Here is an 11,995-nt window from a genome sequence, read left to right as displayed (position 1 = left end):
GCTGGGGTTTCGCCGCCTTCGCCGTAGGCTGGGCCATCGTGCGCTTCCTGTCGTCGGTCGCGCCTCAGGTGTCGGATGTGGTGTTCGCCCCGGTGCGGTCTGCGGCGCAGAGAAAGACGGCGGCCGAGGTGTTCGCCCATGCGCTGAGCCTGTCGCTGGATTTCCACCAGACCAAACGCTCGGGCGCCCTGTCGCGGACCATGGATCGCGGCTCGCGGGCGGTGGATTTCCTGTTGCGCATCCTGGCCTTCAACCTGGTTCCGACCGGGGTGGAGCTGGCGCTGGCGGCGGCGGTGCTGGGCGGCAAGTACGACTGGCGGTTCGCGGCGGTCGCGGTGGCGGTGGTGGTGGTCTACACGATCGCGACCTTCGCCCTGTCGAACTGGCGGCTGGAGCATCGCCGGGTCATGAACGCCGCCGATTCCGAGGCGGCCGGCGTCTCGGTCGACGCCTTGCTGAACTATGAGACGGTCAAGTCGTTCGGGGCCGAGAGCCGGGCGGCCCAGACCTATGACCGGGCCCTGGGGGACTACGCCCAGGCGTCGCTGAAGGCCAACAGTTCGCTGGCCCTGCTGAACGGCATCCAGGCCCTGATCATGAACCTGGGTCTGGGCGTCATGGCGGTGATGGCCGGGTTCGAGGCGGCCGCCGGGCGGATGGGGCCGGGGGATGTGACGGCGGCGGTGCTGATCATGATCTCGCTGTATGCGCCGCTGAACATCCTGGGCTTCGCCTATCGGGAAATCCGCCAGTCCTTCATCGACATGGAGGAGATGCTGAAGGTGACGCGGCTGACGCCCCAGGTGGCGGATGCGGCCGACGCCGTCCCTTTGCCGCGACCGGTCGATGCGCGCGGGGCCTCGGTGGAGTTCCAGCAGGTCGGCTATCGCCACGACGCCCGGACCAGCGGGCTGGAGGACGTCAGCTTCGTCGCCGCGCCGGGCACGACCACGGCCCTGGTGGGGCCGTCGGGAGCGGGCAAGTCCACCATCGTCAAACTGGCGCTGCGGCTGCTGGATCCGCAGGAGGGGCGGGTCCTGATCGACGGGCATGACGCGCGGACGGTGACCCAGGGCTCGTTGCGGGCGGCGGTGGCCCTGGTGCCGCAGGACGTGGCCCTGTTCAACGACAGCCTCTACGCCAATATCGCCTTCGCCCGGCCGGACGCCGATGCGGCCCAGGTGTGGGCGGCGGCGGCGGCGGCGGAACTGTCCGACTTCATCCAGGGTCTGCCCGACGGGATGGAGACCCGGGTCGGGGAGCGGGGGCTGAAACTGTCGGGCGGAGAACGCCAGAGGGTGGGCATCGCCCGCGCCCTGCTGGCCGATCCCTGCATCCTGATCCTGGACGAGGCGACCAGCGCCCTGGACAGCCGCACCGAGGCGGCGATCCAGAAGACCCTGCGCCGGGTCAGCCAGGGGCGGACCACCCTGGTGGTGGCGCACCGGCTGTCGACCGTGGCCGACGCCGATCAGATCCTGGTGCTGAAGGCCGGGCGGATCGTCGAGCGCGGGGCGCACCACGAGTTGGTGGCGCGGCTGGGCGGGGAATACGCCGCCCTGTGGCGAAAGCAGACACGGGCGGGCAAGGCGGCTCAGGCCGGGGACTGAGGCGACATCGGCAGTTTGCGTTTCAGGACTTCGCTCAGATTGGCCATGATGGCGATGCGGGCCTCGGCCGTGCCGGGGGCGTCCGGGGTCAGGCTGAGCAGCAGTTTCATCGCCTGGGCGTGGACCGTGGCGATGCGCCAGTCGAACCCGCCCTGGCGCGGCGCGGCGTCCAGCAGATCGCACAGACCCTTGGCCGCCGTGCACAGGTCGTCCAGTGCGAAGGGGCTGGCGGCGTCGGGTGCGCCAGCAGGGCGCCGATATTCTCGGATATGATGGCGAGGGCCTGGTCCTTCAGCCCGTCCAGATTGGCCTTGGCCTGGGCCAGGGCGACTCCCACGCTGACGCCGCCGGGACGATCCACCATCTCCGCGAGACGGGATTTGCGCTGGACATGGGTGATGACCGTCATGCGAACTCCATGGTCTTCTTGCGGATCATGTCGGCCCGCCGTTCTTCGCCGTCATAGTCGTCGTGCCGGAACCGGCGATCCGGTCCCAGATAGTCGCCCACCTCGAGGAAGGGCCGGCTGTCGCGCGCGACCCACAGGATCCGCTCCAGCAGCATGGCGGCGCTGAACGGCTTGGTGACGACGAAATTGGCGCCGCAGTCGCGCGCTTCGGTGACGCGTCCGCGCCGAATATGGCTGGCGGTCATGATCACGGGCGTGAAGGCGTTGGGGTTGGGCCCTGACCGACGCAGCCAGCGCACCAGTTCGAAACCGTCGATGTCCGGCATATCGGTATCGACCAACAGCAGATCGACCGGCTTCTCCTGAAGAATGCGGCGCGCCTCGGCGCCTCTGCCGACCGTGAAGGCGGGGCGAATGCCGAAACCGGCCAGCGCGCCCGCCGTCAGGGTCAGGGAGAAGGGCGAATCGTCGACGACCATGGTGATGGCGCCGCTGAGGTTGAAAACCGCGCTTTCTCGAAGAGAATCGCCCTGTGTCGCCATGATTGGTTAGATTTCGCCCCGGTCAGGGGAGAGCTTCACCTGATTTCATGGATTCGGGGTTAACGCCGTTCGGTCAAAGCGCGCCGATGGCGTAGAAGCGGTCGGCGCGCTGTTTGCGGATCTGCTGGGGCGACAGGCCTTCGAAGGCCTTCAGCTCCTCGGCCAGGACGTCGCCGACATTGGCCATGGCGGCGGCGCGGTCGGTGTGGGCGCCGCCGACGGGTTCGTCGATCAGCCGGTCCACGATCTTCAGCGCCAGCAGGTCCGGGCCGGTGATCTTCATGGCCATGGCCGCGTCCCTGGCCCGGGCGCCGTCGCGCCACAGGATGCCGGCTGCGCCTTCGGGCGAGATGACGGAGTAGATCGAGTGTTCCAGCATCAGCACGCGGCTGGCGGCGGCGATGGCGATGGCCCCGCCCGAGCCGCCTTCGCCCGCGATGGTGGCGATGGAGGGCACGCCCAGGGTCAGGCAGCGTTCGGTCGAACGGGCGATGGCCTCGGCCTGGCCGCGCTCCTCGGCGCCCAGGCCCGGATAGGCGCCGGCGGTGTCGATGAAGCTGAGCACCGGCAGGCCGAACTGTTCGGCCAGGTCCATCAGGCGCACGGCCTTGCGATAGCCTTCGGGCCGGGCCATGCCGAAATTGTGGGTGATGCGGGTGGCGGTGTCGTGGCCCTTTTCCTGGCCCATGATGACGACGGGCCGACCGCGGAATCGGGCCAGACCGCCCAGTATGGCCTGATCATCGCCGAACTTGCGGTCGCCGTGCAGCTCGTTCCAGTCGGTGAACAGGCTCTCGACATAGTCAATGAAATGCGGCCGCTGCGGATGGCGCGCCACCTGGGTCTTCATCCAGGGATCGAGACCGGCGTAGGTCTTCTTGCGAAGCTGTTCCGCCTTCTTGCGCAGGCCGGCGATCTCGGCGTCGAAGCCGCCCGAGGTTTCGGACAGGGCCGACAGTTCCTCGATCTTGGCTTCCAGATCGGCGATCGGCTTTTCGAAGTCGAGATAGTGCGTGGCCATAAAGGCGTCCGGGACTGCAGGCGGGAAAACCGCCCCTAGGGAAGGCGGGGGAAACTAGAGAGGTCGAGGCCGCCGGGCAAGCGGGGTTCAGAGCCGCTTCCTTCTCCCATGGGGGGAAGGTGGCCCGCAGGGCCGGATGAGGGCCTGTCGGTGGGCGAGTTCGCACCCATACCCCTCACCCTTTCGCGCAAGACCGATCGCTGCGCTCTCGGGCGCTCAAGCCCTCTACCGCTGGGAGAGGGAAGGGAAGAGCCGCGACTGTGAAACGTGCTGCAGCCTCGAACCTAATGAGGGTGTCGCCGACAACGTTCATATTTTCGGCCAGAAGCTCTGCAGCGAAATGCCGGGCCAGCACTTCGAACTCGGTCAGCGTCGCGGTTTGGATCACGAGGCCAACGATGTTGGAGTCGCTGAACCAGACTTCGGCCTCGGGGTCCCAGATCGCCTTGACGTAGAAATCCTCGCCCATGGCTCGAATATGCGCCGTCAATCATCCCGCGCCAAGGGGTGGTTTTGCTGGACGACCTGGGCCAGGCGGTCGGTGGCGACGTGGGTGTAGATCTGGGTCGTGGCGATGTCGGCGTGGCCCAGCAGGGTCTGGACGACGCGCAGGTCGGCGCCGCCTTCCAGCAGGTGGGTGGCGAAGGCGTGGCGCAGGACGTGGGGGCTGACGCGGGCGGGGTCGATACCGGCGCCCAGCGCCGCCTCGTCCAGCAGCTGGGCGAACCGGCGCGGCGTCAGATGGCCGGTGCGGCCGGACGAGGGAAACAGCCAGGGGCTGTCGGGCGCCGCGGGTTTTCGCCCATCTTTGCCCTTGAGCTTGGCGTCGCGGGCGGTCAGCCAGGCCTTGATCGCCTCGCGGGCGGCGGCGTTCAGGGGGGCGAGCCGTTCCTTGCCGCCCTTGCCGCGCACGATCAGATAGGCGGGGTCGCGACGCACCGCATCGACCTTGAGCCCCAGCAGCTCCGAGACCCGCAGACCCGAGGCGTAGGCCATCTCGACCAGGGCGACCAGGCGCAGCCCTCCTGCGGCGTCGCGGGCGGCGGCGGCGGCCAGCAGACGGTCGATCTCGTCGCGGCTAAGCAGCTTGGGCAGGGGGCGGCCTTGCTTGGGCGCGTCCAGGCGGCGCGACGGATCGTCCGTGCGCCAGCCTTCGGCCAGGGCGAACCGGTAGAACTGGCGCGCCGAGGAACGACGTCGGGCGGCGGTGGCGGCCGACAGGCCGCGCCGCGACAGGTCGGCGAACCAGACCTCGAGCGCCTCCTGGTCGGCCTGCATCAGGCCGCCGGCCTCGGCCAGGGCGGCCTCGGCGTCCGCCAGGTCGCGGCCGTAGGCGGACAGGGTGTGGGGCGAGGCGTCGCGTTCGACCGCCATCATCTCCAGAAAGGCCTCGATCTGGGGCGTCATGACGCGATCCGGTCCCTGGGCGGCTGGCGCGCGGGCGGGCTTGGTGTAGAGGTTTGATCGATCATGCCTGCCCGTTCCGCCGCCTTCGCCGTCCTTTCGACCGTCCGTTCCGCCGGAGCCGCCGGATGAGGCGGCGCGCGAATCCGGGCCCGAGCCGCACCATAGCCCTGGTCGGGCTGATGGGGGTGGGCAAATCGTCGGTGGGGCGGCGGCTGGCCAACCGGCTGAAACTGCCCTTCGCCGACGGCGACGTGGAGATCGAATCGGCGGCCGGGATGACGGTGTCCGAAATTTTCGCCGCCCTGGGCGAGGAGGAATTCCGCGCGGGCGAGGCGCGGGTGATCCGTCGCCTGCTGGAAGGGCCGCCCATTGTCCTGGCCACCGGCGGCGGGGCGATGATGAATGCGGAAACCCGCGCCCTGCTGAAGGAACGGGCCGACACGGTCTGGCTGAGGGCCGATCTGGCGGTGATCGCCGAACGGGTGGCGCGGCGCGACACCCGGCCGCTGTTGCGGGGCAAGGATCCGCTGGCGGTGCTGACGACCTTGGCCGAAGCCCGCTATCCGATCTATGGCGAGGCGGATGTGACCGTGGACGTGGGCCAGGGCTCGCACGGCCAGGCGGTGGACGCCATTCACAAGAACCTGCGCCGGCACTGGCGCCACAGACGGCGCGCGGAGACGAGGCGATGACGATCATTCCGGTCAGCGGCGGGGCCTTTGCGGCCTATGAGGTCGTGGTGGGGCGTGGGCTGCTGGCCCAGGCGGGCGAACGGATCGCACCCCTGGCCAGGGGACGGACCGTCATCGTCACCGACGAGACCGTTGCGGCGATCCACGCCGCGGCCCTGACCGCGTCCCTGTCGGCGGCGGGCGTCAAGAGCGAGATCGTGGCCGTGCCGGCGGGCGAGGCCTCCAAGTCCTTCGCCGAGCTGGAGCGGGTGCTGGACCGGCTGCTGGAGATCGGGCTGGACCGCAAGGACGTGGTGATCGCCCTGGGCGGCGGCGTGGTCGGCGACCTCGCTGGACTGGCGGCGGCGCTGTACATGCGCGGCGTCGACTTCGTGCAGATCCCGACGACCTTGCTGGCCCAGGTCGATTCGTCGGTCGGCGGCAAGACGGCCATCGACACGCCGCGCGGCAAGAACCTGGTCGGCGCCTTTCATCAGCCGCGTCTGGTGCTGGCCGACATCGACGTTCTGGCGACCCTGCCGGCGCGGCAGGTGAAGTCCGGCTGGGCCGAGGTGCTGAAGCACGGGCTGATCTGCGACGCGGGCTTCTTCGACTGGCTGGCGGGCGAAGGGTCGGCGGGCGCCGAGGGCGATCCGGCGGCGCTGGAACGGGCCGTGATCCGCTCGGTCGAGATCAAGAGCGCCGTGGTTGGCGAGGACGAGAAGGAGGCCGGGCGTCGCGCCCTGCTGAACCTGGGCCACACCTTCGGTCATGCGGTCGAGACGGAAGTGGGGTTTGACGAAGACGCCCTGGCCCATGGCGAGGCGGTGGCTTTGGGCTGCTGCATGGCCTTCCGGTATTCGGCGCGCGAGGGCCTGTGTTCGGCCGAGGATGTGGCGCGGGTCGAGGCGGTGGTCGCGGCGGCGGGCCTGCCGACGCGTCTGGATCAGGCGGGCGTGTTCGGCGCCGACCGGCTGCTGGCCCTGATGGCCGGCGACAAGAAGGCCGAAGGCGGGGCCCTGACCCTGATCCTGGCGCGCGGGATCGGCCAGGCCTTCGTGTCCAAAGGCATGGACGCGGACAAGGTGCGCGCCTTCCTGATCGAGGAAGGTGCGACGGCGTGATGCGGATCGTCCCGGTCCCGCTAGAGGATCGGTTCGTGCGGCTGGAGCCGTTCGAGGACGGTCTGAAAGACGAGGTTCGTGCGGCGCTGAACTGCGATCCCGAGGCCTGGGCCGCCATGGTCGGCTCGGCCCAGGGCGCGCATTTCGACGGCTGGTGGGACAGCGCCCTGACGGCCATGCGGTCCGGGACGCGGATCGCCTATGCCGTGCGGCGGCGTTTGGACGGGGCGGTGGTCGGCACGACCAGCCTGTACGAGATCAACCCGGCCTATCGTCGCTGCGAGATCGGCTCGACCTTCTATCGGCCTGAGGCGCGGGGCGGGGCGATCAATCCGGCCTGCAAACGGCTGTTGCTGGGCCATGCGTTCGATGCAGGCGCCGTGCGGGTCGAGATCATCACCGACGCCGTCAACGCCCGAAGCCGGGCGGCGATCCTCAAACTGGGCGCCAGGGCCGAGGGCGTGCTGAGGAAGCACAAGATCACTTGGACAGGGCGTGCGCGTGACACTGCGATGTTCGCCGTGATCGACGAAGACTGGCCCGAGGTGCGGGACGGGCTGGATCGAAGGCTGGCGGCGCTGGCCTAATCCACCGCTCGGCATTGCGTCGGCTGGCGGCCCTGGACGGACCAGGTGGCGAGGACGCCCTTGCCACGCAGATCGACGTTGGAGGCGCGGTACCAGATGCCGTCGGCGGCGCGTTCCTGGTACAGGTCGATGGCCTCGCCGGACGAGTTGCGGATGGTCGCCATCTGGCGCGGATTGTCGAAGTCAACCGACAGGCGTTCGCCGTTGTCGCACAGATAAACGGTGTGGACGACGCGGTTCAGGGTGCGGTCCTGCACCTCGGCGCCGGTGCGCTGGCGGGCGGTCTGGGCCTCGATGGCGCGTTCCTTGACCTCGTCGCCGGTGCTGGGGGCCTTGTCGGGATCGGGGCCGCAGGCGGCCAGAAGCGCCAGGGCGGCGACAAGGGCGGGGGCGGCCAGGCCGCGGTGGACGAGGGACGACGGCGGAACCGGCTTGAACAAGACGCTTATCCTCACAACGGCGCCGCTTGGCGCGCCGGTCTAACGTGCGCCGCTCGCGGCCGTTCCCCTCCGTTGACGGAAGAAGGATTTGAGCAGGCCGGACGACTCGTCAGCCAGAAGACCCCAGTCCGTCGTCGGGCGCCAGTGGCATGTGGGCTGTTCGAACAGGCGGGGGCCGTGGAGCACGGCGCCGCCCTTCGGATCGTCGGCGGCCCAGACCACGCGGCCGATTCGGGCATGGCTGATGGCGCCGGCGCACATGGCGCAGGGCTCCAGCGTCACATAGAGGGTCAGGCCGGTCAGTCGGTAGTTGTCCAGCGCCGTCGCCGCGCGCCGCATGGCGACGATCTCGGCGTGGGCGGTGGGGTCGTGCGCCGCAATCGGACCGTTGGCGCCGGTCGAAATTACCTCACCTGAGGCAGGATCGACAAGAATTGCGCCCACAGGCACCTCTCCTGCGTCCGCCGCCGCTTGCGCTTGGTCCAGCGCCATGCGCATGAACCGCTCATCATGGTCCGCCATACAGACGACAACGACAAGAAGCCCCGCGCCCGTCAAGACGAACGGTCGCCCCGGCCCTTTAAATCCTCCGGTCCTCGCAAGAGCGGCGACGGGAAGACCTCCTTCGGCGACAAGCCGCGCAGCCCTCGCGAAGACGGCCCCAAGCGGTTCGGCGACAAGCCGGACCGGGGAGATCGGCCGCGCGCCGGCAAGGACGGCAAGCCGTCGTCCAATGCGGGCAAGAGCGACACGCCGCTGCGCGCCGAGCGAATCGCCAAGACCATGGCCCGCGCCGGCATCGCCTCGCGCCGCGAGGTCGAGCGGCTGATCGGCCTGGGCAAGGTGGCGGTCAACGGCCGCATCCTGGACACGCCGGCCACCCTGGTGACCCGCGACGACGTGATCACGGTCGACGGCAAGCCCATCGGCTCGACCCAGGCGACGCGCGTCTGGCGCTATCACAAGCCGGCCGGTCTGCTGACCAGCCACAGCGATCCGACCGGACGGCCGACCGTGTTCGACGCCCTGCCGGCGGGTCTGCCGCGCGTGATCTCGGTCGGGCGGCTCGACCTGGCGACCGAGGGCCTGCTGCTGCTGACCAACGACGGCGAACTGAGCCGGGCGCTGGAACTGCCGGCGACCTCGCTGGTGCGTCAGTACCGGGCGCGGGCGCGGGGCAAGATCACCCAGGAACAGTTGGACAAGCTGAAGGACGGCGTGGTCGTGGACGGCGTCTCCTACGGTCCGATCGAGGCGACGCTGGACAAGGCCAAGGAAAGCAAGTCCGAGGATGGTCGCGCGCCGGCCAACCTGTGGATCTCGGTCTCGATCACCGAGGGCAAGAACCGCGAAGTCCGCAAGGTGCTGGAATCGGTCGGGCTGACGGTCAATCGGCTGATCCGCCTGGCCTATGGTCCGTTCCGCCTCGACGTCCTGCCCATCGGCTCGGTCGAAGAGGTCGGGCCGCGCGTAATCCGCGAGCTGCTGGCCGACTACATCCGGCCCGAGAACCTGCCGACCGGCAATACGGTCGAGACGCCCGCGCCCATCCCCGGTCGCCGGGTCTCGACGCCGATCGTCAAGGGACGCTCGGGCTCGGCCATGTCTGACCCGTCGCGCAAGCCCAGCCGCGTCCGCGCCGCCGAGACGGCCCAGGCCGATGCGGTCGAGCGCCGCGAGCGGCCGCCGAAGAAGGAAGGCTGGGCCAAGGCCGCGCCCAAGACCGGCCATCCGAAGAAGAGCTTCAAACCGCGCGAGGGCGCGCCGACCGACGGCGAACGCCCGGCCCGCACCTACAAGCCGCGCGAGGAGGGTGATCGTCCCGCACGGGCCTTCAAGCCCCGCGAGGGGGCTCCGGCCCGCAGCAGCGACGGGCCCAAGCGCGAGTACAAGCCGCGCACGGCGGGCGCTGACGCCGGCAAGCGCGAGTTCAAGCCGCGCGGCTTCGGCGCAGCCTCGCCCAGCGGACGCGAAACCCGGCCGCCACGGACCGGCGGCGGCAAGCCGGCCGGGCCTTCGGGCACCAGCGGCCGCGCGCCGGGGGGCAAGCCCCGCACGCCGCGGAGCTGAGGCTTGCGGATCGTTGCGGGAAGCCTGAAGGGGCGGGCCATCGTCGCGCCGGAGGGGCAGGGCACGCGCCCGACCTCCGACCGCGCGCGGCAGGCGGTGTTCAACGTCCTGGAACACGCCGCCTGGGCCGAGAGCCTGAACGGCGCGCGGGTCATCGACCTGTACGCCGGATCGGGCGCCCTGGGGTTCGAGGCGATCAGTCGGGGGGCGGGCTTCTGCCTGTTCGTCGAGACCGATGACGGGGCGCGGGGCGCGATCCGCGAGAACGCCGACGCCTATGGGGTGATGGGGCGCACGCGGGTGCATCGGCGCAGCGCGACGGACCTGGGCGTTCGGCCCGGGTCGGACGGCGAGGCCTTCGACATCGCCTTCCTGGACCCGCCCTATGGCAAGGGGCTGGGGGAGCAGACGTTGGTTCGGCTGATCGAGGGCAACTGGCTGAAGCCCGGCGCCCTGGTGGTGTTCGAGCGCGGGTCGGACGAGCCGGACATCGACACCCCCGGCTATCAGCGGCTGGATGCGCGGGATTATGGCGCGGCGCGGGTGCTGTTCCTCAAGGTCGCATAGCCGGGTCCGGCGCCGTTTCCGTCAGGGCCTCCAGCGCCGCCTGATGGGCGGCCATGCGGCGGCGGCACAGCCGGGCGTGACGCAGGTAAAAGCCGATACAGACCGCCAGAAAGACGCCGGCGCCGGCGACCACGGCCCCCGGCTGATCCCGTGCGGGCTCAACGACCCACAGCATGAGGATCAGGAAGACCATGCCCGCCAGGCTGATGGCGACGCCGGACAGGGCCCAGCGATAGCCGGTGCGGGCCTGGCCCAGGGCCGAGCGCAGCACGGCCTGGGGCGTGTCGGTCAACAGGCCGGGATCGCCGCGCCGCGACCAAAGCGTCATCCCCAGGGCGAACAGGGCGAAGGCCAGGGCGGCGCCCACGGCGGGCAGAGGAATCCCGCGATAGGCGGCCCAGCCCATGGCCGCCAGCACGACCACCCCGCCGCCCATCTCTAGCCAGAAGTTGAGCCGCGCCATCCGGTCGCGGCGGCGCAGCGACCGGATGAAGCCGGCGTCCAGCCGGGGTTCGGGGTCGGGGGTCTCGGTCCAGGCCTGGGTCAGGTCGGTCCAGTCGTCATCGGGGCGGGTCATGGGCGGACCTCTTGGGACGGTGTGGGGTTCAGGGCCTCCCGCAGCGCCGCCTTGGCGCGGGTCAGGCGGATGGAGACGGCGTTGGGGTTCAGGCCCAGCATGTCGGCGATCTCGGCCGGGGCGAAGCCTTCCAGGGTCAGAAGCGCCGGCTGGCGCAGCGACAGGGGCAGGGCGCGCACCGCCTGGCCCAGCCGGTCGTGCAGATCCCGCGTCTCGGCCGCCTCGTGCGGGGTGGGGGCGTCCGAAGGGGCGGCCTCGTCCAGAGGCTGGCGACGCGGCTCGGCCGCCTCGCGCGCCACATGGGTGACGGCGCGGTTGTGGGCCACGCGGGCGATGAAATGGCGCAAGGGCGCATCGCCCCGGTGTTTGGGCAGGGCGCGCCAGACGGCCAGCAATATGTCCTGCTCCAGCTCGCGCCGCCGCTCGCGATCCGCCTCATAGGCCGAGGCGATGCGGCGCAGCATGCCGCCGTGCTCGGCCAGCAGGGCTTCAAAGGTCTGGTCGCGTCCCAAGCGCGGCGGTCTCCGTGAAAGAATCGTCGGTCGGGATGAAAGACTCAAGGAAGGGCCGAGACTTTCAGGTCAGGCGTCGAAAAACAAAGGAGTTCGCCATGACGATCGAAACGGGGACGGTGGAGACGCCGAAAAAGGGCGTGCTGACGCGGGGCAAGGGGTTCCTGAAGGCCCTGGCGGCGGCCCTGCTGGTGGCGGCGGTATGCGCCTGGGCCGGGTTCGGGCTGGGCCTCTATCTGGATCTGGATCGCGGCGCGCGCATCACCCTGGTCCTCGTCGCGGCGGTGACGACCGAGGCCCTGTTCTGGACCACGGCGGCCCTGCTGGGGGTGTCGGTGGTCGAGGCGCGCAAGCGGATCTGGCGCAGGATCACGGGACGGGGCCGCGACTGATCGTCGAGGCCGACGGCGGGTGCGACTGCTTCGGGCGCCGGCCGCGCCCCCAGCCCCCTCCACCAC

At 70.2% G+C, this 11,995-nt stretch carries 17 protein-coding genes; 7 read left to right on the top strand and 10 right to left on the bottom strand.

Annotated elements, in window-relative coordinates; genetic code table 11:
• A partial coding sequence (locus ER13_RS12740) for an ABC transporter ATP-binding protein/permease (RefSeq protein WP_035309759.1) occupies positions 1-1,610 on the top strand: 1,610 nt, incomplete at its 5' end.
• Here ER13_RS12740 and ER13_RS19200 read toward each other — a convergent pair.
• From ER13_RS19200 to ER13_RS12715, 6 genes are all read right to left on the bottom strand, one after another.
• Positions 1,595-1,720 carry a hypothetical protein gene (locus tag ER13_RS19200; RefSeq protein WP_255347095.1) on the bottom strand — a complete coding sequence of 42 codons (126 nt, stop codon included), beginning with the start codon at positions 1,718-1,720 and terminating at the stop codon, positions 1,595-1,597. The genes ER13_RS12740 and ER13_RS19200 overlap by 16 nt on opposite strands.
• The gene (locus tag ER13_RS12735) at positions 1,717-2,019 is read right to left on the bottom strand and encodes a hypothetical protein (protein ID WP_035309757.1); all 303 of its coding nucleotides are present in this window, start codon (positions 2,017-2,019) and stop codon (positions 1,717-1,719) included. The genes ER13_RS19200 and ER13_RS12735 overlap by 4 nt, the downstream gene beginning before the upstream one ends.
• Complete coding sequence (locus ER13_RS12730; protein WP_230307721.1) at positions 2,016-2,498, bottom strand: response regulator; 483 nt, start codon at positions 2,496-2,498, stop codon at positions 2,016-2,018. The genes ER13_RS12735 and ER13_RS12730 overlap by 4 nt, the downstream gene beginning before the upstream one ends.
• Positions 2,499-2,634: 136 nt before the next feature.
• Positions 2,635-3,582: an acetyl-CoA carboxylase carboxyltransferase subunit alpha gene (locus tag ER13_RS12725; protein WP_035309756.1), complete on the bottom strand. Its 948-nt coding sequence runs from the start codon at positions 3,580-3,582 to the stop codon at positions 2,635-2,637.
• 175 nt (positions 3,583-3,757) lie between these two features.
• Positions 3,758-4,051, bottom strand: a complete 294-nt coding sequence (locus ER13_RS12720) for a DUF1902 domain-containing protein (protein WP_035309755.1) — start codon at positions 4,049-4,051, stop codon at positions 3,758-3,760.
• A gap of 17 nt (positions 4,052-4,068) precedes the next feature.
• Positions 4,069-4,989 (bottom strand): site-specific tyrosine recombinase XerD, encoded by a 921-nt coding sequence (locus ER13_RS12715; protein ID WP_035309754.1) that lies wholly within the window; start codon positions 4,987-4,989, stop codon positions 4,069-4,071.
• Between the two features lie 125 nt (positions 4,990-5,114).
• Here ER13_RS12715 and ER13_RS12710 point away from each other — a divergent pair, with 125 nt between their 5' ends.
• Genes ER13_RS12710 through ER13_RS12700 form a run of 3 tightly spaced genes read left to right on the top strand, consistent with a single transcriptional unit; the run spans position 5,115 to position 7,371 of the window.
• A complete protein-coding gene (locus ER13_RS12710) occupies positions 5,115-5,681 on the top strand; it encodes a shikimate kinase (protein ID WP_035309752.1) in 567 nt (188 codons plus the stop codon).
• Entirely contained in the window at positions 5,678-6,784 is a 1,107-nt protein-coding gene (gene aroB / locus ER13_RS12705; RefSeq protein ID WP_052005085.1) for a 3-dehydroquinate synthase, read from the top strand. The genes ER13_RS12710 and aroB overlap by 4 nt, the downstream gene beginning before the upstream one ends.
• Positions 6,784-7,371 (top strand): GNAT family N-acetyltransferase, encoded by a 588-nt coding sequence (locus tag ER13_RS12700; protein ID WP_008258780.1) that lies wholly within the window; start codon positions 6,784-6,786, stop codon positions 7,369-7,371. The genes aroB and ER13_RS12700 overlap by 1 nt, the downstream gene beginning before the upstream one ends.
• Here the strand turns inward: ER13_RS12700 and ER13_RS12695 are convergent.
• Both ER13_RS12695 and tadA read right to left on the bottom strand, forming a co-directional pair.
• Entirely contained in the window at positions 7,368-7,811 is a 444-nt protein-coding gene (locus ER13_RS12695; RefSeq protein ID WP_008264014.1) for an MliC family protein, read from the bottom strand. The two genes, ER13_RS12700 and ER13_RS12695, sit on opposite strands and share 4 nt — an antisense overlap.
• A 39-nt stretch (positions 7,812-7,850) precedes the next feature.
• The gene (gene tadA, locus ER13_RS12690) at positions 7,851-8,333 is read right to left on the bottom strand and encodes a tRNA adenosine(34) deaminase TadA (RefSeq protein WP_035309750.1); all 483 of its coding nucleotides are present in this window, start codon (positions 8,331-8,333) and stop codon (positions 7,851-7,853) included.
• On the opposite strand from tadA, the gene ER13_RS12685 reads away from it, so the two are divergent.
• A complete protein-coding gene (locus ER13_RS12685; protein WP_008259504.1) occupies positions 8,322-9,881 on the top strand; it encodes a pseudouridine synthase in 1,560 nt (519 codons plus the stop codon). The genes tadA and ER13_RS12685 overlap by 12 nt on opposite strands.
• A 3-nt stretch (positions 9,882-9,884) precedes the next feature.
• Positions 9,885-10,448, top strand: a complete 564-nt coding sequence (rsmD, locus tag ER13_RS12680) for a 16S rRNA (guanine(966)-N(2))-methyltransferase RsmD (protein WP_008260140.1) — start codon at positions 9,885-9,887, stop codon at positions 10,446-10,448.
• Here rsmD and ER13_RS12675 read toward each other — a convergent pair.
• Together ER13_RS12675 and ER13_RS12670 are read right to left on the bottom strand one after the other, a co-directional pair.
• The gene (locus tag ER13_RS12675) at positions 10,435-11,025 is read right to left on the bottom strand and encodes a hypothetical protein (RefSeq protein ID WP_008261542.1); all 591 of its coding nucleotides are present in this window, start codon (positions 11,023-11,025) and stop codon (positions 10,435-10,437) included. The two genes, rsmD and ER13_RS12675, sit on opposite strands and share 14 nt — an antisense overlap.
• Positions 11,022-11,537 (bottom strand): RNA polymerase sigma factor, encoded by a 516-nt coding sequence (locus tag ER13_RS12670; protein ID WP_008263309.1) that lies wholly within the window; start codon positions 11,535-11,537, stop codon positions 11,022-11,024. Before ER13_RS12670 ends, ER13_RS12675 begins: the two co-directional genes overlap by 4 nt.
• A 98-nt stretch (positions 11,538-11,635) precedes the next feature.
• Here ER13_RS12670 and ER13_RS12665 point away from each other — a divergent pair, with 98 nt between their 5' ends.
• Positions 11,636-11,929 (top strand): hypothetical protein, encoded by a 294-nt coding sequence (locus ER13_RS12665; RefSeq protein ID WP_008261540.1) that lies wholly within the window; start codon positions 11,636-11,638, stop codon positions 11,927-11,929.
• Positions 11,930-11,995 lie beyond the last annotated feature (66 nt).

The sequence above is a fragment of the Brevundimonas sp. EAKA genome (genome assembly GCF_000698025.1).
In the GTDB taxonomy this organism is placed as follows: Bacteria; Pseudomonadota; Alphaproteobacteria; order Caulobacterales; family Caulobacteraceae; genus Brevundimonas; species Brevundimonas mediterranea_A.
This window is presented reverse-complemented; position numbering and strand designations above follow the sequence as displayed.